The 24,806-nt window shown below is 58.6% G+C and carries 25 protein-coding genes; 16 read left to right on the top strand and 9 right to left on the bottom strand.

Annotated elements, in window-relative coordinates; genetic code table 11:
- Positions 1–178: 178 nt before the first annotated feature.
- The 11 genes from JXR15_RS03245 (at position 179) to JXR15_RS03195 (ending at position 12,672) form a co-directional block, all read left to right on the top strand.
- Positions 179–1,615, top strand: coding sequence for an NAD(P)-dependent oxidoreductase (locus tag JXR15_RS03245; protein ID WP_299422701.1), 1,437 nt, complete (start codon positions 179–181; stop codon positions 1,613–1,615).
- Positions 1,616–1,736: 121 nt separating this feature from the next.
- Positions 1,737–2,192: a GFA family protein gene (locus JXR15_RS03240; RefSeq protein ID WP_422051796.1), complete on the top strand. Its 456-nt coding sequence runs from the start codon at positions 1,737–1,739 to the stop codon at positions 2,190–2,192.
- Between the two features lies 1 nt (position 2,193).
- On the top strand, positions 2,194–3,030 hold the full coding sequence (locus tag JXR15_RS03235; protein WP_422051795.1) for a hypothetical protein: 837 nt from the start codon (positions 2,194–2,196) through the stop codon (positions 3,028–3,030).
- 34 nt (positions 3,031–3,064) lie between these two features.
- Positions 3,065–3,826, top strand: a complete 762-nt coding sequence (locus JXR15_RS03230) for an alpha/beta hydrolase (RefSeq protein WP_422051794.1) — start codon at positions 3,065–3,067, stop codon at positions 3,824–3,826.
- Positions 3,813–8,351, top strand: coding sequence for a glutamate synthase large subunit (gene gltB, locus JXR15_RS03225; protein ID WP_422051793.1), 4,539 nt, complete (start codon positions 3,813–3,815; stop codon positions 8,349–8,351). The genes JXR15_RS03230 and gltB overlap by 14 nt, the downstream gene beginning before the upstream one ends.
- A gap of 187 nt (positions 8,352–8,538) precedes the next feature.
- Positions 8,539–8,904, top strand: coding sequence for a DUF4189 domain-containing protein (locus tag JXR15_RS03220; protein WP_422051792.1), 366 nt, complete (start codon positions 8,539–8,541; stop codon positions 8,902–8,904).
- Between the two features lie 56 nt (positions 8,905–8,960).
- Positions 8,961–9,713, top strand: coding sequence for a monofunctional biosynthetic peptidoglycan transglycosylase (gene mtgA / locus JXR15_RS03215; RefSeq protein ID WP_422051791.1), 753 nt, complete (start codon positions 8,961–8,963; stop codon positions 9,711–9,713).
- A gap of 58 nt (positions 9,714–9,771) precedes the next feature.
- The gene (locus tag JXR15_RS03210) at positions 9,772–10,437 is read left to right on the top strand and encodes a glutathione S-transferase family protein (RefSeq protein WP_422051790.1); all 666 of its coding nucleotides are present in this window, start codon (positions 9,772–9,774) and stop codon (positions 10,435–10,437) included.
- A 113-nt stretch (positions 10,438–10,550) separates the two neighbouring features.
- Entirely contained in the window at positions 10,551–11,564 is a 1,014-nt protein-coding gene (queG, locus tag JXR15_RS03205) for a tRNA epoxyqueuosine(34) reductase QueG (protein ID WP_422052241.1), read from the top strand.
- Positions 11,564–12,202, top strand: a complete 639-nt coding sequence (locus tag JXR15_RS03200; RefSeq protein WP_422051789.1) for a glutathione S-transferase family protein — start codon at positions 11,564–11,566, stop codon at positions 12,200–12,202. The genes queG and JXR15_RS03200 overlap by 1 nt, the downstream gene beginning before the upstream one ends.
- Positions 12,202–12,672, top strand: coding sequence for a hypothetical protein (locus tag JXR15_RS03195; RefSeq protein ID WP_422051788.1), 471 nt, complete (start codon positions 12,202–12,204; stop codon positions 12,670–12,672). The genes JXR15_RS03200 and JXR15_RS03195 overlap by 1 nt, the downstream gene beginning before the upstream one ends.
- Before the next feature lie 27 nt (positions 12,673–12,699).
- Here JXR15_RS03195 and msrA read toward each other — a convergent pair whose 3' ends face one another.
- From msrA to JXR15_RS03155, 8 genes are all read right to left on the bottom strand, one after another.
- Positions 12,700–13,200 carry a peptide-methionine (S)-S-oxide reductase MsrA gene (gene msrA, locus JXR15_RS03190; protein WP_422051787.1) on the bottom strand — a complete coding sequence of 167 codons (501 nt, stop codon included), beginning with the start codon at positions 13,198–13,200 and terminating at the stop codon, positions 12,700–12,702.
- Entirely contained in the window at positions 13,197–13,649 is a 453-nt protein-coding gene (gene msrB / locus JXR15_RS03185) for a peptide-methionine (R)-S-oxide reductase MsrB (RefSeq protein WP_422051786.1), read from the bottom strand. Before msrB ends, msrA begins: the two co-directional genes overlap by 4 nt.
- Before the next feature lie 132 nt (positions 13,650–13,781).
- Complete coding sequence (locus tag JXR15_RS03180) at positions 13,782–14,189, bottom strand: thioredoxin family protein (RefSeq protein ID WP_422051785.1); 408 nt, start codon at positions 14,187–14,189, stop codon at positions 13,782–13,784.
- A 14-nt stretch (positions 14,190–14,203) separates the two neighbouring features.
- The gene (locus JXR15_RS03175) at positions 14,204–14,917 is read right to left on the bottom strand and encodes a cytochrome c biogenesis CcdA family protein (protein ID WP_422051784.1); all 714 of its coding nucleotides are present in this window, start codon (positions 14,915–14,917) and stop codon (positions 14,204–14,206) included.
- A gap of 57 nt (positions 14,918–14,974) precedes the next feature.
- Complete coding sequence (locus JXR15_RS03170) at positions 14,975–15,850, bottom strand: DMT family transporter (protein ID WP_422051783.1); 876 nt, start codon at positions 15,848–15,850, stop codon at positions 14,975–14,977.
- A gap of 91 nt (positions 15,851–15,941) precedes the next feature.
- Positions 15,942–17,006 carry a DUF2955 domain-containing protein gene (locus tag JXR15_RS03165; protein WP_422051782.1) on the bottom strand — a complete coding sequence of 355 codons (1,065 nt, stop codon included), beginning with the start codon at positions 17,004–17,006 and terminating at the stop codon, positions 15,942–15,944.
- On the bottom strand, positions 16,996–18,060 hold the full coding sequence (locus tag JXR15_RS03160; protein ID WP_422051781.1) for an HlyD family secretion protein: 1,065 nt from the start codon (positions 18,058–18,060) through the stop codon (positions 16,996–16,998). Before JXR15_RS03160 ends, JXR15_RS03165 begins: the two co-directional genes overlap by 11 nt.
- A complete protein-coding gene (locus tag JXR15_RS03155; protein WP_422051780.1) occupies positions 18,057–19,142 on the bottom strand; it encodes an AI-2E family transporter in 1,086 nt (361 codons plus the stop codon). The genes JXR15_RS03160 and JXR15_RS03155 overlap by 4 nt, the downstream gene beginning before the upstream one ends.
- A gap of 113 nt (positions 19,143–19,255) precedes the next feature.
- Between JXR15_RS03155 and JXR15_RS03150 the strand changes: the two genes are divergently transcribed.
- The 4 genes from JXR15_RS03150 to JXR15_RS03135 all read left to right on the top strand — a co-directional run bounded on the left by JXR15_RS03150 (position 19,256) and on the right by JXR15_RS03135 (position 22,203).
- Positions 19,256–19,912, top strand: coding sequence for a potassium channel family protein (locus tag JXR15_RS03150; protein WP_422051779.1), 657 nt, complete (start codon positions 19,256–19,258; stop codon positions 19,910–19,912).
- On the top strand, positions 19,909–20,292 hold the full coding sequence (locus JXR15_RS03145; RefSeq protein WP_422051778.1) for a VOC family protein: 384 nt from the start codon (positions 19,909–19,911) through the stop codon (positions 20,290–20,292). The genes JXR15_RS03150 and JXR15_RS03145 overlap by 4 nt, the downstream gene beginning before the upstream one ends.
- 133 nt (positions 20,293–20,425) lie before the next feature.
- Positions 20,426–21,532: a chorismate synthase gene (gene aroC, locus JXR15_RS03140; RefSeq protein WP_422051777.1), complete on the top strand. Its 1,107-nt coding sequence runs from the start codon at positions 20,426–20,428 to the stop codon at positions 21,530–21,532.
- Positions 21,532–22,203: an HD domain-containing protein gene (locus tag JXR15_RS03135; protein ID WP_422051776.1), complete on the top strand. Its 672-nt coding sequence runs from the start codon at positions 21,532–21,534 to the stop codon at positions 22,201–22,203. Before aroC ends, JXR15_RS03135 begins: the two co-directional genes overlap by 1 nt.
- A 6-nt stretch (positions 22,204–22,209) precedes the next feature.
- On the opposite strand, the gene JXR15_RS03130 is transcribed toward JXR15_RS03135, so the two are convergent.
- Positions 22,210–23,133: a DMT family transporter gene (locus tag JXR15_RS03130; protein WP_422051775.1), complete on the bottom strand. Its 924-nt coding sequence runs from the start codon at positions 23,131–23,133 to the stop codon at positions 22,210–22,212.
- Positions 23,134–23,252: 119 nt separating this feature from the next.
- On the opposite strand from JXR15_RS03130, the gene JXR15_RS03125 reads away from it, so the two are divergent.
- Positions 23,253–24,755: a malonate--CoA ligase gene (locus tag JXR15_RS03125; protein ID WP_422051774.1), complete on the top strand. Its 1,503-nt coding sequence runs from the start codon at positions 23,253–23,255 to the stop codon at positions 24,753–24,755.
- Positions 24,756–24,806 lie beyond the last annotated feature (51 nt).

The raw sequence follows: 24,806 nt of genomic DNA, 5'->3' as shown, positions 1-24,806 counted from the left end.
AATGATTCAAGGGAAATACAGAATATAGGTCCGAATCGGACCAAGAAATGATCCATTTTTTGCAATTGTGGTGCGTGATTTGCCAAAAAACTGAAATATAGGTCAGTATAATTGACTTTTATATCCGGTGAATATTATCTAAACACTGCGAACTGGATTTAATCAGGAGGCAGCTGACGTGGCTAAGCAACCTATGCTGAAATTTGTGACTGTGGATCGCGACATGCCGGAGAAGCGTGGCGCCACTGTACGCAAGGAAGATTTCGACGAAATCTATGCGGAGTTCGCTCAGGCGAAGGCAGAAGAGCAGGCGAGTCGGTGTAGCCAGTGTGGCGTGCCGTACTGTCAGAGCCACTGCCCCCTACACAACAATATCCCCGACTGGCTGCGCCTGACCGCGACCGGCCGTCTGGAAGAAGCTTATGCTGTCAGCCAAGCCACCAACACGTTCCCGGAAATCTGTGGCCGTATCTGCCCGCAAGACCGACTGTGTGAAGGCAACTGTGTGATCGAACAATCTGGCCACGGCACCGTGACCATTGGCTCGGTTGAGAAATATATCACCGACACCGCTTGGGACAAAGGCTGGGTGAAGGCCATCACGCCCGTGCAAGAACGCAGCGAAAGCGTTGGTATCATTGGTGCCGGTCCAGGTGGCTTGGCCGCGGCGGACCGTTTGCGTCGCGCGGGTTTGCAAGTGACCATCTATGACCGCTATGACCGCGCCGGTGGATTGCTGACCTATGGCATCCCAGGATTTAAGCTGGAAAAAGATGTGGTTATGCGCCGCAACAAGCTGCTGGAAGATGGCGGTGTGACCTTCAAACTGAACTGCAACGTGGGTGAAGACATCACCTTCCAGGAGATCCGCGACGCACATGAGGCGGTGATCATTGCGACAGGCGTCTATAAGAGCCGCGACCTTGGCGGGCCGGGCGCAGGCGCAAAAGGCATCGTAAAAGCGATTGACTATTTGACCGCCTCCAACCGCGAGAACTTTGGCGACACCGTGCCAGAAATCGAGAGTGGTGAGCTTTATGCCGAAGGCAAAAAGGTTGTTGTCATTGGTGGCGGTGACACCGCGATGGACTGTGTTCGTACCGCGATCCGCCAGGGTGCAGAGAGCGTAAAATGTCTGTATCGCCGTGACAAAGCCAACATGCCGGGCTCTCAGCGTGAAACACAGAATGCCGAGGAAGAAGGCGTTGAATTTGTGTGGCTTTCCGCGCCAAAAGGCTTCACCGGCGGGGATACTGTTGAAGGCGTGATGGTGCAAAAGATGCGTCTGGGTCAGCCGGATGCATCTGGCCGTCAGAGCCCTGAAGTGATCGAAGGCGCGGATTATGTTGAGGACGCGGACCTTGTGATCAAGGCGCTGGGCTTTGAGCCGGAAGATCTGCCAACCCTATGGGATCAGCCGGAGCTGGAAGTGACCCGTTGGGGCACTGTGAAAGCGCAATTCACCACCGGCGCAACTGACCTAGAGGGTGTCTACGCGGTGGGCGACATCGTGCGTGGCGCAAGCTTGGTTGTTTGGGCGATCAAAGACGGCCGTGATTGCGCCGATGCGATCCTCGAAAAGCTGGGCGCGACCCCGGCAATTGCTGCGGAATAAGTGTTACTTGGCGCAATTCTGGCTCCTAAAGGGGACGCCGGTATTGCGTCGGTATCACGACTGTTTTGCGACTGTGCGTAATAAAGCGGCCAAATGTTAACGTGACAGAGGTGTTGACCCAATGACGACGACTGGAACCACATCGACCAAGACCGGCGCATGCCTGTGTGGCGCGGTGCGGTTTGAGTCCGAGAAAGTACCGGCGCAGGCGGGCATCTGTCATTGTGAGCAATGTCGTCGCTGGACCGGCGTCGCGTTGATGGGCGTCACGGTGCCCACCGACTCGATCACGTGGGACGGTGCGGAGCACATCGCGCGGTTTCAGAGCTCTGATTGGGCCGAGCGGGCTTGGTGCAGCAAATGTGGCACCAACCTGTTTTACCGCGTGACCGCAGACAATGACTGGTCCGGTGGCACGGAGATTCCGGTGGGGCTGTTTGACGATCCAAATGGGTTCACGCTGAAAAATGAAATCTTCATTGACCAGAAGCCCGACACGTTTGGGTTTACCGGTGAAGGCCGCAAAGAAATGACACGGGCGCAGTGCGTCGCCTTATTCAGCGATTTGGGGGCATGACATGGATGGCGTAAGCGCGTTGCCCAATCCAATAGAGTTGGTGGAGACATCCGCCGTGCGCCTGGCGGCACTGCCTGGGCGATCTGATACCGCTGTGATCCTGTTGCGATCCTTTAACCCCAAAGTGCACACCAACCCTAAAGTGTCTTATCCTCTGGCTGAATATGTTTGGGCAGACGGACAACGCCATGTGCTTGTGGTGCAAGATCTCTTGTGGGGGTGGCTGTCCGCACCGGGTGCAAAATCGCTTCTGTTGGAGGGCATCAAGGCCTACTTCGAAAGCAACAACATTTCGCGTGTGTTTGCCGTAGGGAACTCTGCCGGCGGCTCCATTCTGATGGATCTCTGCGGTGACGTGAAGATTGACGCGCTGTTGGCGATTTCGCCGCAAATAGATTTGGGACCGGCTTATCGCGCCTTTGATCGCCGGCAATCTGATTGGAGCGATTGGCTGGACGACACGGCGCAATTGCCCAATCCATGGCGTGCCTTTGAAAGCGACACCCATCTGACTGTTCTGCATGGGCTACGGGGGGCGGATGCGGCGCATGCTGCGATTTGTCCAACCACGCCCCGGCTCCAGCATTTGCTTTTTCCAGACATGGAGCATGATCTGAGGCAACGCATTGGCGGTGCCAAGCCAAGCATGCGGCAGATGGTGGACCACCTGTGCAACATGAATTTTGATGCGATGCAACGGATTGCCTTGGAAAATGGCGCTTTCCTGCGTGGACAGGCCCCTTCGATGTCGCCAAAGGCATCAGGTTGGGGCCGCCATCCCAAGGCCGGCGTCCGCGCGAGCGCGCTTCAGGAAGGGCATACGGTTGCTGAGACATAAGGGGTCCTCTGATCAGCTGCCTGTGGAGCCTCTGTTGGGTACCGAGGATCATGAGGTGGCCTACATGCGCGGCACCGGCAATCGGTTGGTGGTCACGCTTGGCGGGGTGGGCACAAAGCCCAACGAGATGCCGCCGTTTGAATTTGTGGGGACCGCGTCGCAGGGCGGTGCGAACCACGTAATCCTGGTCACAGAGCGGGCCAGAACATGGATGAACAGCCCGGATTTGCCCGAGGCGATTGTGAAGGAGATAGAGACGGTGGTGGCACGCGAAGCCATTGACGAGGTGGTTGCAATTGGCAACAGCATGGGCGGCTTTATGGCGCTTGTGTTGCCGACGCTGACCCGTGTCGACACCGTTGTGGCGCTATCTCCGCAATTCTCTATGCATCCAAAAGTGGTGCCGGAAGAGACCCGCTGGCAGAAGTGGCGCCGCCGCTTTCCGACTTATCGGTTCCGTCAGGTGCCCGCGCCGCAAGACGGCACGCGCTATGTCGTATTGCACGGCGACACGCCGGAAGAACGCATTCACTGGGCCCGCTTCCCGCAAGCGCCCAAAACCTTCAACCATTTCATCCTGCGGGGCGAGTCCCACGATCTGGTGAAAGCGTTGAAGAAACTCGACATCATGCGTCCGCTATTGGAGCGGGCCATGGACGTAAAAACGCGCCAGTTGCGCAAATTGTTGGAAGGCCATTTCACCGTGGTGCGCAGAGAAGACCTGCCACAGGCGGAGCAAACGGCACCAAGCTACCCCACACCTTTGGGACAGGAGACCGTCAATGACCAAATATGATGAAAACTGGGTCCGGGCTGAAGAAGCCAAACGTACATTCATGGCCGAGAATGGCCTTTATGAGGAAAGCGAAGAGCACTCCTCCTGTGGCGTTGGGCTTGTGGTGTCCGTGGACGGCAAGCCAAGCCGCAAGGTTGTCGAGGCCGGTATCACCGCGCTGAAGGCGATTTGGCACCGGGGTGCGGTGGATGCGGACGGTAAGACCGGCGACGGCGCGGGCATTCACGTGCAGATCCCTGTGAGCTTCTTCTATGACCAGATTGAGCGCACCGGCCATGAGCCCAACAAAGACGAGCTGATTGCGGTGGGTCAGGTGTTCCTGCCACGCACGGATCACGGCGCGCAGGAAAGCTGCCGGACAATTGTGGAAACCGAAGTCCTGAAGATGGGCTATCGTATCTATGGCTGGCGTCATGTGCCGGTGGATGTGACCTGTCTGGGTGAGAAAGCCAACGCGACCCGTCCGGAAATTGAGCAGATCCTGATCTCCAACTCCAAGGGTGTGGATGAGGACACGTTTGAGCGTGAGCTTTATGTGATCCGTCGCCGGATTGAGAAAGCGGCTTTGGCGGCCAACATCACCGAGCTTTATATTGCCTCGCTGTCCTGCCGCTCGATCATCTACAAAGGCATGATGCTGGCGGAACAGGTGGCGGTGTTCTATCCGGACCTGTTGGACGAGCGCTTTGAATCGGCGTTTGCGCTCTATCACCAGCGCTATTCCACCAACACTTTCCCGCAGTGGTGGCTGGCCCAGCCATTCCGCATGTTGGCACACAACGGTGAGATCAACACGCTGAAAGGCAACCTGAACTGGATGAAGAGCCACGAAATCCGCATGGCGTCTGCGTCGTTTGGGGATTTTGCGGAAGACATCAAACCAATCATTCCGGGTGGGGCGTCTGACTCCGCTGCGCTGGATGGTGTGTTTGAGGTGCTGGTACGTGCGGGTCGTTCCGCGCCGATGGCCAAAACCATGATGGTGCCTGAGTCGTGGTCCAAGCAGGCGGTGGAATTGCCGCAGTCCTGGCGGGACATGTATTCCTATTGCAACTCTGTGATGGAGCCATGGGATGGCCCTGCCGCGCTGGCAATGACCGACGGGCGTTGGGTGTGTGCGGGTCTGGACCGCAACGGTCTGCGCCCGATGCGGTACGTTGTGACCGGTGACGGGCTGCTGATTGCGGGTTCGGAAGCGGGCATGGTGCCGATTGATGAAGCCTCTGTGGTGGAAAAAGGCGCGCTTGGTCCGGGGCAGATGCTTGCCGTGGATATGAAAGAGGGCAAGCTCTACCACGACACTGAGATCAAAGATAAGCTGGCGGGTGCGCGTCCGTTTGGTGAGTGGGTTGGCAAAATTCGCGACCTTGGCGACGAGCTGGCCAGCGTGGAAGAAACCGCGACCTACACCGGCGAAGAGCTGCGTCAGCGTCAGATCGCGGCCGGCTATTCCATGGAAGAGGTTGAGCAGATCCTTGCGCCGATGGCTGAGGATGGCAAAGAGGCTCTGGCCTCGATGGGCGATGACACGCCAAGCGCTGTGTTGTCGAAGATGTATCGCCCGTTGAGCCACTTCTTCCGTCAGAACTTCTCTCAGGTGACCAACCCTCCGATCGACTCGCTGCGTGAATACCGCGTGATGTCGCTGAAGACGCGGTTTGGCAATCTGAAGAACGTGTTGAGCGAAGATGGCAGCCAGACCGAGATTGCGGTTCTGGAGAGCCCGTTTGTGGCAAACGCTCAGTTTGAGCGCATGCTGGAAGCGTTTGATGATACGGTTGTGACCATCGACTGTACCTATGCTGCGGGCGGTTCTGATGGCGCGTTGCAGGCTGGTTTGGAGCGCATTCGCGCCGAAGCGGAAGATGCGGTGCGCTCTGGTGCGGGCCACATTGTGCTGACCGATCAGGCACAGGGTGCGGATAAGGTAGCGATGCCGATGATCCTGGCGACCAGCGCGGTGCACAGCCATCTGACACGCAAGGGACTGCGGACCTTCTCGTCGCTCAACGTGCGCTCGGCGGAATGTATCGACCCACATTACTTTGCCGTGCTGATTGGCTCCGGTGCCACAGTGGTGAACGCCTATCTGGCGGAAGACACGCTGGCGGATCGCATTGAACGCGGTTTGGCGGATGGCACGCTGACCGAGAACATGGCGCGGTATCGTGAGGCGATTGACCAAGGTCTGCTGAAGATCATGGCGAAGATGGGGATTTCGGTGATTTCCTCCTATCGCGGTGGTCTGAACTTCGAAGCCGTGGGTCTGTCCCGTGCGATGTGTGCCGAGTACTTCCCAGGCATGACCAGCCGGATTTCCGGCATTGGTGTCAGCGGCATTCAGCACAAGGTTGAAGAAGTGCACGCCAAGGGCTTCAAGTCGGGCACCGATGTGTTGCCGATTGGTGGCTTCTACAAAGCGCGGAAGTCTGGCGAGACCCACGCTTGGGGTGCGCAGACCATGCACATGATGCAGGCGGCCTGTAACCGGGCGTCTTATGAGATGTGGAAGCAGTATTCCGCGAAGATGCAGGCCAACCCGCCGATCCATCTGCGCGACCTGCTGAACATCAAGCCGCTGGGCGAGGCGATTCCGATTGAGGAAGTGGAAAGCATCACTGCGATCCGTAAGCGTTTTGTGACACCGGGCATGTCCCTTGGGGCGCTGTCGCCTGAGGCGCATAAAACCCTGAACGTGGCGATGAACCGGATAGGCGCGAAGTCTGACTCCGGTGAGGGCGGCGAAGATCCGGCACACTTTGTGCCAGAACCTAACGGCGACAATCCGTCTGCGAAAATCAAGCAGGTTGCGTCCGGTCGTTTTGGTGTGACTGCCGAATATCTGAACCAGTGTGAAGAGTTGGAAATCAAAGTGGCACAGGGTGCGAAACCCGGTGAAGGCGGCCAGTTGCCGGGTATGAAGGTCACCGACCTGATTGCACGTCTGCGTCACTCCACCAAAGGTGTGACCCTGATTTCACCGCCGCCGCACCACGACATCTACTCGATCGAAGACCTTGCGCAGCTGATCTATGACCTGAAACAGATCAACCCGCGCTGTAAGGTGACTGTGAAGCTGGTGGCGTCTTCTGGCGTTGGCACAATTGCCGCCGGTGTGGCGAAGGCGAAAGCCGACATCATCCTGATCTCCGGCCACAATGGTGGTACCGGTGCCTCGCCTGCGACCTCGATCAAATACTGTGGTCTGCCATGGGAGATGGGTCTGACCGAGGCACACCAAGTGCTCGCGATGAACAACCTGCGTGAGCGGGTGACCCTGCGGACTGATGGTGGTCTGCGCACGGGCCGTGACATCGTGATGGCTGCGATGATGGGTGCGGAAGAGTACGGTATTGGTACCGCCGCGCTGATCGCGATGGGCTGTATCATGGTACGTCAGTGTCAGTCCAACACCTGCCCAGTGGGCGTGTGTACACAGGACGAAGACCTGCGTGCGAAGTACACGGGTTCGGCGGACAAAGTGGTGAACCTGATCACCTTCTATGCGCAGGAAGTGCGGGAAATCCTCGCCTCTATCGGTGCGAAGTCCTTGGATGAGGTGATTGGCCGTGCGGACCTGCTGGCGCAGGTGTCTCGTGGCTCTGCTCACCTTGACGATCTGGACCTGAACCCGCTGTTGATCACTGTCGATGGGGCGCATGACATCGTTTACAACCGCGACAAAGACCGCAACTACGTGCCTGACACGCTGGATGCGGAAATTGTCCGGGATGCGGCGCGCTTCCTGGAAGATGGCGAGAAGATGCAGCTGTCCTATGCGGTGCAGAACACGCACCGGACCGTGGGCACACGCACCTCGAGCCACATCGTGCGCAACTTTGGTATGCGCAACGCGCTTCAGGACGATCACCTGACCGTCAAGCTGACCGGTTCTGCGGGTCAGTCGTTGGGGGCCTTTGCAGCACCGGGTCTGAAGATCGAAGTCAGTGGCGATGCCAACGACTACGTCGGCAAAGGTCTGTCTGGTGGTACCGTTGTGGTGCGTCCGCCGATGGCGAGCCCACTGGCGGCAGCCGACAACACCATTATCGGCAACACCGTGCTGTATGGTGCCACCGACGGCTACCTGTTTGCAGCGGGTCGCGCGGGTGAGCGTTTTGCGGTGCGGAACTCCGGTGCGAAAGTTGTGATCGAGGGCTGTGGCGCCTGCGGGTGTGAATACATGACCGGCGGTCTGGCGGTGATCCTGGGTGACATCGGTGCCAACTTTGGTGCGGGTATGACCGGTGGTATGGCCTATCTTTATGATCCTGAAGGCAAGGCCGAAGGGGTGATGAACATGGAAACACTGGTGACATGTCCGGTGACCGTGCAGCACTGGGAAGATCAGCTGAAAGGCATGATCGAGCGCCATGTGGCCGAGACCGGCTCTGTGAAGGCCCGTGATATCCTGCAACACTGGGATGTTGAGAAAGCCAACTTCCTGCAGGTCTGCCCCAAAGAGATGCTGGTGCATATCCCACATCCTCTGACCAACGAAAGCACAGCGGTTCCAGCAGAATAAGGTTGGATTAGAGACACAAAAACGACCCCCGCTGGTGAAAATTGGCGGGGGTTTTTCTTTGCGCATTTGACGTGGCGCCTGCCTTCTGGAACTGTATCTTAACAGCTGTCTGATTTGGTCACGGCGGTTTTGTCTGATGAGCATTGCAGAACGTGACAGCACAGACGGTCTGCAAGGGAAGAGAGACATGAAAAGTCAAATTGCGGCACTGGCTGCCGCTGGCGTGCTGATTGCACAAGCTGCATATGCCGGGCAATGCGGCCATGTGTATTGCTGGGGTGCGGTGGCGATTGGGGAAAATGGAGCGTGGGGTTGGTCCCACAGCCATTATTCCGAGCAGAACGCGATCAACGCCTTGCAGAGCGAGTGCAAAGGCAAGTGTGACAATGTGCATACCTTCTACAACACCTGTGGGGCGATTGCGAAAGCGCCTGCTGGCAATTGGGGATTTGGGGTTGGTGCTTCGCAGGAGAGCGCGGAGTATTCGGCTTTGGCTTATTGTGCCCAATATGGCGATGGATGTTCGGTGCAGGTCTGGTCTTGCTCGCCGTAGACTTGCGTAACGCGCGGTGAGGCTCTACTCCCTTTGCCAGATAAGATGGCAGGGACATGGCCAAGAAAGCAGCCAAATCAAAGACCAAGACGCGGGCCTCCAAGAAGACGCCTGCGCCCAAAGCTGGTGTGTTCAAGCGCCAGTGGGTGCGGCTGCGCTATTGGTGGCGGCGGGTTTTGATGTGGGCGGTGTCGCTGTTCATTTTTTCGATCCTGATATTCATTGTGATCAATCCGCCGTTCACCTGGACCATGGTGGGCGAAAAACGCCGGCTTGGGCAGGTGGATTATCAATGGGTGCCAATTGAGCAAGTGGCGCCGGTGATGCGGCGCTCTGTGGTGGCGGCGGAGGACGCCAACTTTTGTCTGCACTGGGGATTTGATGTCGAGGCTATTCGCGATGCGATTGCCGAAGGGGCCGGGAGAGGCGCGAGCACAATCAGTCAGCAGACCGTGAAAAACGTCTATTTCTGGCAAGGGCGCAGTTGGCCGCGCAAAGCTTTGGAAACGCTGATGACGCCGTTGGTGGAAATGACCTGGAGTAAGCGGCGGATTTTGGAAGTCTATCTCAATGTGGCCGAGTTTGATGAAGGTGTGTTTGGCGTGGAAGCGGCGGCGCGGCATTATTTTGGTGTGGGGCCGGAGAATTTGACGGCGGTACAGGCGGCGCGTCTGGCGGCGGTGTTGCCCAACCCCAAAAAACGCTCTGCCAGTAAGCCCTCAGCGGCGCTGCGGCGGCGGGCTTCGGCCATCTTGGACGGGGCCGCCACGATACGCGGAGAGTCGCGTGCGGCGTGTTTTGCGGATTGAAATATGCGCAGGGGCAAGGCATTGAAGGACAAAGCCCAATAACATTGTGATCCTGCTGATGAACCGTCTGTTCCATGTGCCGCTGTCCCCGTTTTGCCGTAAGGTGCGCCTGATGATGGGCGAAAAGCGGCTTGAGGTGGAGTTGGTTGAAGAGCGCTATTGGGAGCAGGATCCTGATTTTCTGCGCCGCAATCCGGCCGCCAAGGTGCCGGTTCTGAAGATGGACGGCAAGATGATGGCGGACAGCAACGCCATCTGTGAATACCTCGAAGAAAAATACCCTGAGCCAGCCTTGATGCCGCGTGACCCGGATGGGCGCTATGAGGTGCGGCGTTTGGTGGCGTGGTTTGATGACAAATTCCACAATGAGGTGACCTCAAAGCTGTTGTATGAGCGGGTCAATCGCAAGCTGATGGGCACCGGTTATCCAGACAGTAAAAATGTGAAAGCTGGGGCCAAGGCGATCAAATACCATCTCGACTATATGCATTGGCTGCTTGATCACCGCCGCTGGTTGGCGGGGGATGTGATGACCATGGCGGATTTCACTGCAGCGGCGCATTTGAGCGCGCTGGATTACATCAGCGACGTGGATTGGAACCGCTCCGCTGTGGTCAAAGATTGGTATGCCACCATCAAATCCCGCCCGGCGTTCCGCGCTGTGCTGGCGGATCAGGTGCCCGGCTTCCCGCCGCCTGCGCATTATGCCGATCTGGATTTCTGATCACACACGTTGGCAAGGGGGCTGTCTGCCCCTGCGGCCTGATGGCCGCACCCCCGAGGATATTTTTGGCCAAATGAAGGAGCGGGCCTGTGTCTGCTGATTTGACAAGCCGCATGAAAGCAGAGGCGGTGGCCATGGGCTTTGATCTGGCCAAAGTGTGCCGACCGGATGCAGTGGGCCATGTGGCGGCGGGTTTGGACGGGTTTCTGGCCAAAGACTACCACGGGCAGATGCAATGGCTGGAGGCGCGCAAACATTGGCGTTCTGACCCGTCGGTGCTGTGGCCGGAGGCGCGCTCGGTGATTGTGCTTGGCGAAAGCTACACGCCGGAGCATGATCCAACGGCGGTGCATGGGGAGGCGGATCGCGCGGCTATCTCTGTTTACGCCCAGAACCGCGATTACCATGACACGGTGAAAAAGCGCCTTAAGCGTCTGGCGCGGTGGTTGATTGCCGAGACTAGCCCAGAGACCGAAGTGAAGGTGTTTGTGGATACCGCGCCGGTACCGGAGAAGCCGTTGGGACAGGCCGCGGGGCTTGGTTGGCAGGGCAAACACACCAATTTGGTGAGCCGCGATTTGGGGTCCTGGTTCTTTATTGGATCCGTGTTCACAACGCTGGAATTGGAGACTGATCCAGCAGAAATTGACCATTGCGGGTCGTGTCGCGCCTGTCTGGACGCCTGTCCAACCGATGCCTTCCCAGCGCCGCATCAGATCGATGCGCGGCGGTGTATTTCTTATTTGACCATTGAGCATCACGGGCCGGTGGATGAGGACTTGCGGGGCCTGTTGGGCAACCGGATTTATGGCTGTGACGATTGCTTGTCGGCCTGCCCCTGGAACAAATTTGCCCAGGATGCGCGGGAGATGAAGTATCACGCGCGGGATGATTTGCTGGCCCCGAAGTTGGCGGAGCTGGCTGTGTTAGAAGATGCAGAGTTTCGCACGTTTTTCTCCGGCTCACCGATCAAGCGCATTGGGCGCAATCGGTTTGTGCGCAACGTGCTCTACGCGATTGGCAACTCCGGTGATGGGGCGTTGAAAGAGGTGGCACAGGGGCTGTGCGACGATCCGGATGACACCGTGTCGGATGCGGCGCGCTGGGCGGTGCAGAGGCTGTCGTGATGCGGGACGGGGTAGTGGATCAGGTCACGCTTTGTGGGTTCAAGGAAAGCATCTACACCCAGGTGGTGATGATGGCGCTGGCGGCAAAAGGCGTGGCGTTTGAACTCAAGCGAGACAATCCCTTTGAGGCAGAAGCGAGCGGACCCCATCCGTTTGCGTGGGTGCCGGTGCTGCAACATGGCGATTTTGCGATCTATGAGACCGCCGCCATCACCCGTTATGTGGATCGGGCGTTCGAGGGGATCTCATTGGTGCCCAGCGATGCAGCGGGTTTGGCGCGCATGGATCAGGTGATCGCCATTGCCGACAATTACGCTTATTGGCCGATGGTGCGACAGGCCTATGCTCATGGGGTGGTGCGCAAGCAGGCTGGGATCGACTGGGACAAAGAGCTTGTGACGGACGGGCTGCGTGCAGCGGAGCCTGTGTTGGCGGTTCTGGATGACATGGCCAGTGAAGGTGAGGTGCTTAACGGCTTGCGGATTTCGCTTGCGGACTGTCAGTTGGCGCCCATGGTGGCGGCCTTTGCAGCGCTTCCAAAAGGTCGAAAGATGGTGAAACGCCATTGGGCGCTGTCTTGTTGGTTGGAATGGATCAGGCACAGCCGGGCGTTTCGGCAGGCGATCGGAGAGGTGTAATGAGCTACGATTTATTGATATTTGACCCTGCGGTTGCGCCTGTGTCGCGTCCCGAGTTTATGGCGTGGTATGGCGATCTGACAAAGTGGCAGGAGCCGCGAGACTATAATTCGCCGGATGGAATGACCGGGAACCTGCCGCAATTTTATGATGCAGTTCAGCAGAAGTTTCCGCCCATGAACGGACCTTATGCTTTCGACTTTGACTCGTTGGTTGAAGAAAAACGCGGGTTTTGGCAGCGGCTGTTTGGTGGTGCGCGGGCACTGAAGCCATTCGATGAGAGCCTTGTCACTGACTACAGCTGTGCGCAAAGCGGGATTTATATGTCTTTTGCCTGGTCGGTTGCCGAGCAGGCGTATGAAGAAGTTGTCCGCAGCGCTCTCGAAAACGGAGTTGGTTTCTTTGACGTGAGCGCAACCGAGGGAGTGATTGCGCATACGTCAGAGCAGTTACAAGCTTTGGTGCTTTAGGCTGGCGCGGGACGCCAGCCTTGAGGCTCAGCCGTTGCGTTTGGGCAGGACCCAATCGGGGCGGGCGAAGTGGCAGGTGTAGCCGCCAAGGTTCTTTTCCAGATAGTCCTGGTGATACTCTTCCGCCTGCCAGAAGTCGCTGACCGGTTCGACCTCGGTGACCACTTTGCCGGGCCAGAGGCCGGAGGCGTCGACGTCTTTGATGGTGTCCTCGGCCACCGCCTTTTGATCCGCATCGGTGTAGTAAATCGCGGAGCGATAGGAGGTGCCACGGTCGTTGCCCTGACGGTTGGGCGTGGTGGGATCGTGGATCTGGAAGAAGAATTCCAATAGTTTGCGATATGAGGTTTTGGCGGGATCAAAGGTGATCTCGATGGCCTCGGCGTGGGTGCCGTGGTTTTCATAAGTCGCGTTGGGCACGTCACCGCCGGTGTAGCCGACGCGGGTGCTCAGTACGCCATCCATTTTGCGGATCAGATCTTCCATGCCCCAGAAACAGCCGCCTGCCAGTACTGCACGTTCGCTCATTGGTCGATCTCCTCTACTTGATCAAGGTAAGCGCCATAGCCCTCGCCTTCCATATCGGCGCGGTGCACAAACCGCAGGGAGGCGGAGTTGATGCAGTAGCGCAGTCCGCCACGGTCTTGTGGTCCGTCGGGGAAGACGTGACCTAGGTGGCTGTCACCGTGTTTGGAGCGCACTTCGGTGCGGATCATGCCGGCGGTGGCGTCGTGGTGTTCGGTCACGTGGGCGGTCTCGATGGGCTTGGTGAAGCTGGGCCAGCCGCAGCCGCTTTCATATTTGTCAGAGCTGGCAAACAGCGGTTCACCAGAGACCACATCGACATAGATGCCGGGCTCTTTGTTGTACAAAAGCTTGCCGGAGCCGGGGCGTTCGGTGCCGTTTTCCTGAGTGACCCAGTGCTGTTCATCGGTGAGGGTGGCGATCACATCGGTGTCGCGGGTGTATTTGGTCATGCGCGTCTCCTTCGCTGATCTCAAAGTGGGGATCAGGGTTCTGCTGTCAGGCATATGGGAGGAAACGGGGGTTTGAAAAGAGGGGATCACGCCGACGTGTCGCGGTGCAACATTTGGCGTGATCCGGAAAGCTTACGCTGTGGCGGCGGTGAGGGCGGTGTCCATCAATGCTTTGATCTTGTTTTTGTTGGTGCCTGCGACGATGCGGCCAAGTTCCTGATCACCTTTGAGCACCACCAAAGTGGAGCGGCGCGGGATCTTTAACTCACGGGCCAAATCAGAGGTTTTGTGCTTGTCCCAGTCAACGTTGATGAAAGTGATGGCATCTTTGTAGACGGGGTTTTCGCGCAGCAGGGCGTCAATGGCGCGTTCTTGTGCGGCGCAAGTGGTGCACCACTCGGTTTTGAAATCCAAGAAGACGGTGTCTCCCGCTGCGAGGTGCTTTTTCACGAGACCCGGGGTGTAGTCGGTGGCGGCGCGGGCGGCCATGGGCAGGGCCAGCGTGGCGGCAGCGGAGGCCAGGAAGGTGCGACGGTGCATAAGGGAAACTCCTTTTAAAGGGCGACAGAGAGATCGAGCAGCCATGGGGGCAGGACGCCCAAGAGCCAGATTTCGATCATGTGGTGGACGTTAAAAAACAGTGCGAGGCCGGTGAGGAAGAAGACGCCGCCAAGGATGGGGCGCGATTTGGCGGCGATGGCGCGCAGGGTGGCTTGGTGTTTTCCAAGCGCCGAGCGGGCGCCGTAGCCGAGACCTAGGATCAAGGTGGAGACGCCGGCGGCAAAGGCGACCATGATAATAGTGGCGTGGGTGAGGCTTTCGCCTTGAGACGCCAGTGCGATGGCGCCGCCTAGTGTGGGCCCGATGCAGGGAGACCAGACGAGGCCGAGCAGCAGGCCGCCGAGGAATTGGCCTTGAAGGCTGGTGTGATCCACTGCGTTGAGCGTGTTGTCTGCAGTGGCGGCGACGCCTGCGGTGGCGGTGGAGAAGGCGCTGGAGAATTGCGGGACCAGTAAGACGGCGCCAAAACCCATCATCAAGACTGCGCCGGCCTTGGAGAGGGTTTCTGGCGTCAGGCCAATGGCGTGGCCAAACACGGTCACGGCCATGCCAAAGACCACAAAGCTGAGGCTCATGCCGAGCGCCAGCACAGCGGGGCCGTGACGGGAGGCTTGCAGTGCGCTGGTCAACACGATGGGCAGAACCGGCACCACGCAGGGGTTGATCAGGGTCAGCAGACCCGCGCCATATGCAAAGAGGTATTCCATGCCTCTCTTGTGCCAAGTGCTGTGCGGCGTGTCATCTCAAACAGCGGTGACGCGGGATCACTTGGCCGTGTGTGATTGTTTCGAAAGCTGCACAGCGAGGATGCCGGCGCAGATCACGGCCACACCGACGATGTCCCAGAAGCCGAGTTTTTCTCCCAGGATCATGGCGGCAATAGCGACGCCGAAGAAGGGGTTCAGGAAGTGGAACGTGGCGGCTTTGACCGCGCCGATGCGGGCGACAAGCGCAAACCAAATCCAGGTGGCAAACAGGCCGGGCGCCAAGATGGTGTAGATGAAGGCGGTCAGCATCTTGGGGTTCCAGTTGACCGTCCATGTTTCGAAAATCAGCGATGCGAAGAACAGCGTGATCGCGCCAACAAACATCTGCAATCCAACAATCATCAACATGTTGCCGCCGGAAGACGCGTTGCGCACGGCGAGGGTGGCAATCGCCAGTGCTGTGGCACCGATCACGCAGAGCAGAACGCCAAAGAGGTCGACGCCGGCGCTGATCCGACCCGCCATGATCAACAGCACCCCACCAAAGCCAACGATGAGGCCGATGGTGCCCATGGGGCTGAGCTTTTCACCTTTTGCGGCCCAGCCAAGGAGGGCGACGATCAAGGGCATAGTGGAGGCGATGATCGACGCGAGCGAGGCCTCGATCGTGGTCATTGCGGTGAAGTTCAGGCCCAAATAAAGCGCGTTTTGGCAGAGGCCAAAGATGATGGTGGCGCGCCATTGCGCCGGCGTCAGGTGCCAAGATTGGCCCAAGGCGCGGGCGATGATCACCCCGATGGTACCTGCAATGGCAAAGCGCAGAGAGGAGATCATAAGCGGGGAGGCGTCGGCGACAATGATCCGCGCGGAAGTGAAGGCAGAGGACCAGATTAGGGCAAAGAGCAGCCCCATGCCAAGTGCGCGGATGTCCATGGTGCCTGCCTCAAGTCGTTGCTTTGTGAAGATGTTCGCTGACGCGATGTAAACGCAACTTGAGTCGGGCTGCAACCGCCCTCAGCGCATGTCAGGTCTTCGCGCGACGCAAAAGGCCACGCAGGCCGCGGCGGCGGCGTTGCCGCTTTTCTGGATCAAGCGGGAAGAAAGCGTCCACCAGGATGTAGGCGATTAGGACAAAGATCAGCGCGTTGCCGATCTGAACAAGACGGTCGATCATTTTCACGTCGGCGTCTTTGCCAAAGGGAGCGATGGAGCCGCCAAACAAGATCACTGTGGTGGTCAGGGCTGTGCCGCCCATGGAAGCGTCCGGCCGGTCCGAAATGAACCAGTAGGATAGCAGGAAAGCGGCGACGGCGAAGACCAGCAATGCGGTGAGCATCAAGGGCGCGATGACAGTGAGCTCGTAACATGTGATGGCGACCAGACCGCCGATGAAGTTGGCCTTCATCATGTTTTTGGCCACAACAGGACCGGCGGCGGTGGCGGCGGAGAGTTGTTGTGACAGGATGGCGACAAACAGCAGTGTGACCAGCGCGCCGCTGCCCACTAGGTAGAAGTAGATCGCAAAGGGGATGGTGACGAGCGACATGCGCAGGACCAGCCGGTTGGGATCATAGTGCGGCGCGTCGGGTTTGGCGGCGGCAGCGACGCCTTGCGGCGTGGGTGGGAAGAAGCGAAACATCGCCACGGTCCAGAGCCACGCCAGCACAAGGTTGAGCGGAATCCAGATCACCAAGATCAGCGCGAGGTCTTGGGAGGTGAGCACCAGAGTTGGCAACATCAACGCGGCCATAAGCGCCAGCACGACGCTGAGCATGCCTGCGCCTTTGGTGGACCAATAAAAACAGGTGGCCACGGCCAGTGCGAGGGCCATGAGAAAGGCCACCGGGTAGGGCGCCAGCGCAGTAGAGAACACCCAGGACGCCACCAGAAATACCACCGCCTGCCGGAACAGCGTGCGGATGGCGATGGGTGGCATGGGGCCGGGAGCTTGCAGGAACAGCACCACAAACACGGTGCAGATTGTGGCCAGCGGCCAGCCGATCAGGATGGCGAGCGCAAAGCTGCCGGACACGCCGGTTGCCAAGCGCAGGCCACGCCGTTCTAGCGCTGGGTCAACCTCAATAGGCATAAGACAGCCAGGACACCATTTTGATATACACCCGGCCCACCAGATTCAGGAAGGCGTTGTCGTTGGTGTAGACAATCACATCCGCCTGTCCGTTCACGTTAAACCGCACGTCGTCGGTTTCGTCGCCTTCGGTGTAGCCGGGCAAGATGATGCGCAGGGCAAAACGTTGGGGGTCGCGTAGCCAGCCATTGGCACGTGGGATTTCTGTGGGTTCACCCGGCTTGCTCTTGGTGCCGTCGGAGCTGGCGGCGCTGAGGCTGACCACCTCACCTTTGAAGATTTTGCCGGGGTGCATGTCGAGCACCACATCCACCGGATCGCCTTTCTTGACGTTGCCGAGGTTGTTTTCGGTCAGATAGGCCTCGACCCAGACGTTGCTGGCGTCGATGAAGGTCATCAGGCTTTGTCCGGATTTGGCGTAGTTGCCTTCCGCGATGTCCAGATCAGACAGTACACCGCGGGCGGGGGCTTCGAGCTCGGTCCAGCTGAGTTTCAATTCTGCATCCGCCAGTTTGGCCAGTGCAGCCTGAATGCGCGGGTTGTCGGCGCCAGTGCTGCCAAGCGCTTTCTGTTCGCTTTCCAAATCGGCCTGCGCTTGCTCCAGCTCGGATTCGGCATCGGCCAGACGGCGGCGGGCTTCGTCGGCTTTGGCGACGGCGATCAGACCTTTTTCTTCCAGTTCAAACACGCGGGCGGATTGCAGGCGCTCGGTTTCCAGATCGGTTTGCGCGCGGGTGACACGGGTTTGGGCGCTGCTGACATCCGCACTGTCGGCGCCAACATCCTGCGTGGCGAGTTCCAGATCCGCTTCGGCGCTTTGCTTCTGGATTTCAAACTGGCGCGCGTCGATGCGGGCAATCACAGTACCCGCTTCAACAATTTCACCATTGTCCGCGTTTATCTCAATCACCGTGCCGGACACCTGAGGAGTGACCGGTGTGATGATGGCTTTCACTCGTGCGTTTGAAGTGAACGGCGTGATGCGATCCGCTGCGAGATACCAGGACACCACTATGAAGAGGAGGGCAAGGATGCTCCAGAATGTGCGCTTCATTTCCGGGCTTCCTCAAGTGCTTCGGCGTCAGCTTCGATCTCTTCGGTCACTTCGGCGTCCATCCAAGCGATCACCAGTTCATAGAAGACCGACAGGATCACGGGGCCAACAAAGATGCCGATCAGGCCGCCGGAGAGCACGCCGCCGATGACGCCTACGAGGATCACGAGAATCGGCGTGTTGAGACCTTTGGCGATAAAGATCGGGCGTAGGAAGTTATCCATTAACATCAGCGGAATCATGATGGCGGTGAACAGGAGTGCGGCGCCGGTGCCCATGGAACCCCAAGCCCAGATCACCAGCGGGATCACCACAATGGTGGGGCCAACCTGGATGATGCCAAGGATCAGTACCACAACGGCTAGAGGACCAGCGGCCTCAATGCCAAAGAGCATCATCACAACGCCCATCAAGCCAGCTTGTAGCGCGGCGACGCCAAGCACGCCGCGGGACACGTTGCGCACGGTGGCGGCGGCCATTTCGACAAATTCACCACCTTTGGGGGCAAAGACGCGGTTGCCAAATTTCTGCACCATGTCGCCGAGTTTAGGCCCCGGGGAGAGCATCATGCCCATGACAATCACGGACAGCGCCATGGCGAGAAGTTGGAAGCTCAGCCCAGCAACAGCGCCGCCGATGGTCGAGGCAAAGCCCAACACAACATCGCCGTAACGCTCCAGAGCGAGGGCGAGGTTGCTGTTGAACAGATTCCAGATTTCGGTGGCTTTGGGGCCGACAAGGGCGATCTCGCTTAGGCCTTCTGGCGCTGGTGGCAGGTCAAGCTTGCCAGTTTGCAGTTTGTCGCTGAGCTCATTGAAGTGGGCAAAAAAGCTGCTGACCGAGGCCCAGAGCGGGCCAATCGTCAAACCGAGACCCAACAGCGTTATGATGGTGGATGCCCAACCACGGCGCCCACCAAGTTTGGTGGAAAGCCAATCAAACAAAGGGTAAATCGCCACCGCGAGAATGATAGCCCAGACCACAATGCCAGAGAGTGGCAGGATGATGGTGAAGGCAGCGAAGGCAAACACACCGAGGAACAGAAGGCGAATGCCCAGATCAATCAAACGTCTTTCATCCATATCGAGTACTTCCCAAATTGTTCAAATTCCGCGTAGGCTGGCCTGAAATTGTGGCTTATGCGGTTGTTATGGTGGCATCTTTGCACAGCCTTAGGTGATTTGAGGACAAAAAAATGAACAACAGCAGCGAAATGATGGTGCCTGAGGGCTTCTTTCAAAAGCATCGGTGGTCAATCCTGTTGGGCCTGCTGATGCTGTTGATGCTGCTGGATGGGTTGGACGACCGCTATGGCTGGGCCAGCACGGCCGGGTTGTGGGGATTGAGCTTCTTGTTTCTTGGGGTTGTTGGCGCAACCGAGCGCAACACGTTTTTGCGGATCACCATGGCGGTGCCAGTGATGGCGTGGTTTGTACTGCTGATCATGGCGGAGTTTTTCGGCATGACGGTGAATGGTGGGTTGTACGCATTGGCAGCGCTCATGCTGTTTGGCTCGATGATCATCAGCTTTCGCCAGCTGTTTGCGCCAGTGCATTCGGAATATGAGCGGCTGTCCAGCGGGGTGTTTGGCTACCTGTTGATCGCGATGCTGTGGGGGCTGGCTTATTGGCGGATTGAAGCAGCCTATCCGGGGTCGTTCAACATGCCGGAGGATATAGCCGGGCAGAAGGCCGGGTTTGTATATTTCTCAATGATCACCATGACCACGGTGGGCTATGGCGAGATCACGCCGGCGGCGAGCCTGACGCGTATCATGACCGGGATGCAGGCGATTGTTGGCACGATGTTTGTCGCCATCTTTATTGGCCGCATTGTGGGGCGTTTAAAATGACAGGCGTCACTGGGCAGATCACCTGGGTTTACACAGAAAAACTGAAGACAGCGGCAGGGTTTTATCGCGATGTGTTGCGCCTGCCAGTGATACGTGATGCGGGCAGTGCGCTGATTTTTGAGACAGCGCCCGGTGCGCGGTTGGGGCTGTGTGAGGCCTTTGATGGGCGGGTTGTGGAACCGAAAGGCAGCATGATCACGCTATTGGTCGCTGACCGGGCGGCTGTGGATCACTGGTATGCGCGTGTGACGGTGGCTGGGGCTTCTGTGCGTGGCGCGCCGGAGGTTTTGGAGCGGTTTGGGATCTACAGTTTTTTCTGTGAAGATCCGAATGGCTATCAGGTTGAGGTGCAGTGCTTTTTGGACGAGGCGCCGCAGTAAATACGCGCCACCAAAAGCGCTTTCCTTGTTAAGGGAGTGTGGCTTTGGCGAGGCGTCACGCCGCATTCGCGCGCTGCTGACTTCCCCCTTGCCGCCAATGACGATAAAGGTGCGGTGAAACGGGAGTTGCCGCATGTCGATGAATAGCTTTGGACATCTTTTTCGCGTCACCACTTGGGGTGAGAGCCACGGGCCTGCGCTGGGCGCGACGGTGGATGGGTGCCCTCCGGGGGTGCCGGTGGATGAGAGGATGTTGCAGCATTGGCTGGACAAGCGTCGCCCCGGTCAGAACAAGAACACCACCCAGCGCAATGAGCCTGATGCAGTGAAGATTCTGTCCGGTGTGTTTGAAGGCAAGACCACCGGCACGTCGATCCAGTTGATGATCGAAAACACCGATCAGCGCAGCCGGGATTATGGCGAGATCAGCCAGACGTTTCGTCCCGGGCATGCGGACATCACCTATCACATGAAATATGGCAACCGCGATTATCGCGGCGGCGGGCGCAGCTCGGCGCGTGAGACAGCCGCACGGGTGGCGGCTGGCGGTATTGCGCGGGAGGCGATCAAGGCGATTGCGCCCAATCTTGAGATCAAAGGCTACATGACCAAGATGGGCGCAATGGAGATTGATCGCGAGAACTTCCATTGGGACGCGATTGACCGCAATGATTTCTGGATTCCGCAGGCCGCCGATGTGGCGCAGGAGTGGGAAGACTACCTGCAAAAGCTGCGCAAAGAGCATGACAGTGTGGGTGGCGTCGTTGAGGTTGTTGCGCGCAATGTGCCTGCGGGGATTGGCGCGCCGGTATATAGCAAACTTGATACCGACCTGGCGGCGGCGATGATGTCGATCAACGCCGTGAAAGGCGTGGAAATTGGTGAAGGCATGGCGGCGGCAGGGCTGAAAGGCTCGGAAAATGCCGATGAGATTTTCATGGGCAATGACGGACAGCCGGTGTTTTCGTCCAACCACGCGGGCGGCATTTTGGGCGGTATTTCCACTGGTCAGGATGTGGTGGTGCGCTTTGCGGTGAAGCCGACCAGCTCGATCCTCACGCCGCGCCAGTCGATCCGAATTGATGGTAGCCCGACGGAGGTGATCACCAAGGGGCGTCATGACCCCTGTGTGGGCATCCGCGCGGTGCCGGTGGGCGAGGCTATGATGGCCTGCGTGATCCTGGATCATCTGCTGCTGCATCGCGGTCAGGTGGGTGAGAATCAAGGCAAAATCGGCTGATGCTGGACAGCGTTGATCTGACCGACCTGAGAGAGGCTCTGCGCGCAGAAGCGGCGGAGCGCATGGCGCAGGACAGCGCACATGATCTGGCGCATTTGGATCGGGTCTGGACGACAGCACAAGCCTTGGCGGAAGCCGAAGGCGGCGCCGATTTGCGGGTGCTGCTCGGCGCGGCGTATCTGCATGACCTGGTGAACTTGCCCAAGGATTCGCCGCACCGCGCGCGGGCTAGCACCATGGCGGCGGGCGCAGCGGCGCCAATTTTGCGCAGCCATGGCTTTAGCAATCACGAGGTAGCCGCGGCGCAGCATGCGATTGCCACCCACAGTTTCTCCGCTGGTTTGAAGCCGAAGTCGCTGGAAGCGCGGATTCTGCGGGATGCGGATAGACTGGATGCGCTGGGCGCGATTGGCATTGCGCGCACCTTTGCGGTGGGCGGGGCTTTGGGCCGGGCGCTGTATGATGAGAATGATCCCTTTGCCGAACACCGGGAGTTGGATGATAGCGCCTGGGCGTTGGATCATTGGCCGGTGAAGCTGTTTCGCTTGCCGGAGGACATGCAGACCGTGGCTGGCAAGCTGACGGCCCAAAAACGGGTGGCTGAGATGCGGGCCTATGCGCAGGTTTTGGCCGGTGAGTTGGGCCGCGATCTGCCAGAAAGCTGGGCGTAACGCCGTTTAGCCTTGAGGCGTGATGCCGGGGCGGGCTTTGCCACGTTGCAGGCCCAATTGGCGCTCCCGCCAGATGATGAGAATGCCAGCGGAGATCACGATGGCGGCACCCACAAGCATCTGCGGTGTTGGGATTTCTGAGAACCAGACGTAGCCAATCACAATCGCAAACAACATCGCCACATAGTCAAACGGTGCCACCACAGAGGCGGGTGCAAACCGGTAGCACGATGTGAGCATGATCTGTGCCACGCCGCCGATCAGGCCAGCCGTGACCAGTAAACCGGCCTGTTCCCATGTCGGGATGACCCAACCAAACGGCAAGGTCAGCAGCGATAGGCAGGAGGCCGTGAGCGAGAAGTAGAACACAATTGCGGAGGTCTGATCGGTTTGCACCAGTTTGCGGATGTGGATCTGCGCCAGTGCGCGGAAGAGGGCAGAACCGAGCACCAGCATCACACCGACGGTCGCTACAGCAGAGGCTTGGTCCGCATCAAAGATGGTTAGGCGCGGCCAGAGCACCACGCAGACCCCAACCAAGCCAATGCCAACAGCCGTCAGGCGGAAGGCGCGGACCTCTTCACCCAGAAACATGGCCGCAAAAATCACGGTCATCAGGGGTGCTGCAAAGCCAATGGCAGTGACTTCGGGCAGCGGCAAGAGCCCAAGCGCGGCGAAGTTCATCGCCATCGAGGTGGTGCCAATCACCCCGCGCCAGACATGGCCCATAGCGTTGTTTACGCGCAGGCCTTGCGGCATCTCCCCGCGCTGCAGGAGCCAGATGAAGATCACAAACAAGGCAAAGAAAGACCGAAAGAACACGGCTTGGCCTGCCGGCACCTCATCAGCCGTGGCTTTGATCAGCGCGGCCATAACGGAGAAAAGCGCGATGGCGGTGATCTTGAAGGCAATGCCTTTGAGCGGCTGCATGGAGATGTCCGAAAATTGGGGTTGGCCGGACTGTGGCGCAGGGGCGCAGGAATGACAAGGCGGGCTTGATCTTTGATGTGGGAGCGGGAAAGGTCCGTGCCAAATACGGAGGGGCCGCCATGTATCAGGACAACTATTTGATTGCCGCGTTAAGTGCATCCGCCGAGGGGCGCGGGCGTGAGGTGTTTGCCGAGGTGCCGGGGCAGGATCCGGTGACCTTTGGCGGGCTGTTTGCCGGGGCGGAGCGCATTGCGGCAGCTTTGGTCACGCAGGGCGTGCAACCGGGTGACCGCGTGGCGGTGCAGGTCGAGAAGACAATTGAGGCGATCCAACTCTATCTTGGCACGGTCATGGCGGGTGGCGTGTTTTTGCCGCTCAACACGGCCTATACGAACAATGAAGTGGCCTATTTCCTTGGAGATGCCACGCCGCGTGTGGTGGTTTGTGACCCCGCTAAAGCGGAAGAGATTGCACCAATTGCCAAAGGCGCAGCGGTGCTGACGCTGGATGGCGCTGGGCATGGCAGCCTGACCGATCTGGCGGAAGGTCAAACCGGGTTTGAGCCAGTGGCACGGGGCGCGGATGATCTGGCGGCGATCCTCTATACGTCGGGCACTACGGGGCGCTCCAAGGGGGCGATGTTGAGCCATGACAACCTGCTGTCCAACTCTGAAACCCTGCGGGATTACTGGCAGTTCACCAAGGACGATGTGCTGATCCACGCCTTGCCGATCTTCCACACGCACGGGCTGTTTGTGGCGACCAATGTGGCGCTGCTGTCAGGCGCCTCGGTGGTGTTTTTGGCGAAATTTGACGCCGATGCGATTTTGGACGCGATGCCCAAGGCAACCAGCCTGATGGGCGTGCCAACCTTCTACACCCGTCTGTTGAAGGACGCGCGGCTCACTAAAGAGCAAGCGGCCAATATGCGGCTGTTTATCTCCGGCTCTGCGCCGCTTCTGGTGGACACGCACGAGCAATGGGAAGCGCGTACCGGGCATCGCATTCTGGAACGCTACGGCATGACCGAAACCAATATGAGCACGTCCAATCCCTACGATGGGGAGCGTCGGGCTGGGACGGTGGGCTTTCCGCTGCCGGGTGTCGAGGCGCGGATTCGCGCGGATGGTGCTGAAGTGGCGCAGGGTGAGATTGGCGTTCTGGAAGTGCGCGGGCGCAATGTCTTTCAGGGCTATTGGCAGATGCCGGAGAAAACCGCTGAGGAGCTATTGCCGGATGGGTGGTTCATCACGGGGGATTTGGCCAAGGAGGACGGCGATGGCTATGTGACCATCGTGGGGCGCTCGAAGGATCTGGTGATCACCGGCGGGTTCAATGTCTATCCCAAAGAAATCGAGTCGCTGATTGATGATCTGGACGGCGTGTTGGAAAGCGCGGTCATTGGCGTGCCGCATGCGGATTTTGGCGAGGCTGTGGTGGCCGTGGTGGTGCGCTCCGACCCCACTCTGACAGAGGCACAGGTAAGTGGGCCACTGGCGGAGAGGCTGGCGAAGTTCAAACAGCCCAAACAGGTAATTTTCTTGCCGGAGTTGCCGCGCAACACTATGGGCAAGGTGCAGAAGAAGGCACTGCGCGAGAGCTACGCGGAGTTGTTTTCATAAAGCAAAACGGGGGCCGATTGGCCCCCGTGTCTATTTGATATGTTGAGCAGC

It is taken from the genome of Shimia sp. (assembly GCF_049116215.1).
In the GTDB taxonomy this organism is placed as follows: Bacteria; Pseudomonadota; Alphaproteobacteria; order Rhodobacterales; family Rhodobacteraceae; genus Shimia.
This window is presented reverse-complemented; position numbering and strand designations above follow the sequence as displayed.

Bases quoted from the DNA above. Each gene is read 5' to 3' on its own strand.
- JXR15_RS03240 (WP_422051796.1), top strand. From the start codon at position 1,737: ATGACGACGACTGGAACCACATCGACCAAGACCGGCGCATGCCTGTGT.
- JXR15_RS03235 (WP_422051795.1), top strand. From the start codon at position 2,194: ATGGATGGCGTAAGCGCGTTGCCCAATCCAATAGAGTTGGTGGAGACA.
- gltB (WP_422051793.1), top strand. From the start codon at position 3,813: ATGACCAAATATGATGAAAACTGGGTCCGGGCTGAAGAAGCCAAACGT.
- JXR15_RS03220 (WP_422051792.1), top strand. From the start codon at position 8,539: ATGAAAAGTCAAATTGCGGCACTGGCTGCCGCTGGCGTGCTGATTGCA.
- mtgA (WP_422051791.1), top strand. From the start codon at position 8,961: ATGGCCAAGAAAGCAGCCAAATCAAAGACCAAGACGCGGGCCTCCAAG.
- JXR15_RS03210 (WP_422051790.1), top strand. From the start codon at position 9,772: ATGAACCGTCTGTTCCATGTGCCGCTGTCCCCGTTTTGCCGTAAGGTG.
- queG (WP_422052241.1), top strand. From the start codon at position 10,551: ATGAAAGCAGAGGCGGTGGCCATGGGCTTTGATCTGGCCAAAGTGTGC.
- JXR15_RS03200 (WP_422051789.1), top strand. From the start codon at position 11,564: ATGCGGGACGGGGTAGTGGATCAGGTCACGCTTTGTGGGTTCAAGGAA.
- JXR15_RS03195 (WP_422051788.1), top strand. From the start codon at position 12,202: ATGAGCTACGATTTATTGATATTTGACCCTGCGGTTGCGCCTGTGTCG.
- msrA (WP_422051787.1), bottom strand. From the start codon at position 13,200: ATGAGCGAACGTGCAGTACTGGCAGGCGGCTGTTTCTGGGGCATGGAA.
- msrB (WP_422051786.1), bottom strand. From the start codon at position 13,649: ATGACCAAATACACCCGCGACACCGATGTGATCGCCACCCTCACCGAT.
- JXR15_RS03180 (WP_422051785.1), bottom strand. From the start codon at position 14,189: ATGCACCGTCGCACCTTCCTGGCCTCCGCTGCCGCCACGCTGGCCCTG.
- JXR15_RS03175 (WP_422051784.1), bottom strand. From the start codon at position 14,917: ATGGAATACCTCTTTGCATATGGCGCGGGTCTGCTGACCCTGATCAAC.
- JXR15_RS03170 (WP_422051783.1), bottom strand. From the start codon at position 15,850: ATGGACATCCGCGCACTTGGCATGGGGCTGCTCTTTGCCCTAATCTGG.
- JXR15_RS03165 (WP_422051782.1), bottom strand. From the start codon at position 17,006: ATGCCTATTGAGGTTGACCCAGCGCTAGAACGGCGTGGCCTGCGCTTG.
- JXR15_RS03160 (WP_422051781.1), bottom strand. From the start codon at position 18,060: ATGAAGCGCACATTCTGGAGCATCCTTGCCCTCCTCTTCATAGTGGTG.
- JXR15_RS03155 (WP_422051780.1), bottom strand. From the start codon at position 19,142: ATGGATGAAAGACGTTTGATTGATCTGGGCATTCGCCTTCTGTTCCTC.
- JXR15_RS03150 (WP_422051779.1), top strand. From the start codon at position 19,256: ATGAACAACAGCAGCGAAATGATGGTGCCTGAGGGCTTCTTTCAAAAG.
- JXR15_RS03145 (WP_422051778.1), top strand. From the start codon at position 19,909: ATGACAGGCGTCACTGGGCAGATCACCTGGGTTTACACAGAAAAACTG.
- aroC (WP_422051777.1), top strand. From the start codon at position 20,426: ATGTCGATGAATAGCTTTGGACATCTTTTTCGCGTCACCACTTGGGGT.
- JXR15_RS03135 (WP_422051776.1), top strand. From the start codon at position 21,532: ATGCTGGACAGCGTTGATCTGACCGACCTGAGAGAGGCTCTGCGCGCA.
- JXR15_RS03130 (WP_422051775.1), bottom strand. From the start codon at position 23,133: ATGCAGCCGCTCAAAGGCATTGCCTTCAAGATCACCGCCATCGCGCTT.
- JXR15_RS03125 (WP_422051774.1), top strand. From the start codon at position 23,253: ATGTATCAGGACAACTATTTGATTGCCGCGTTAAGTGCATCCGCCGAG.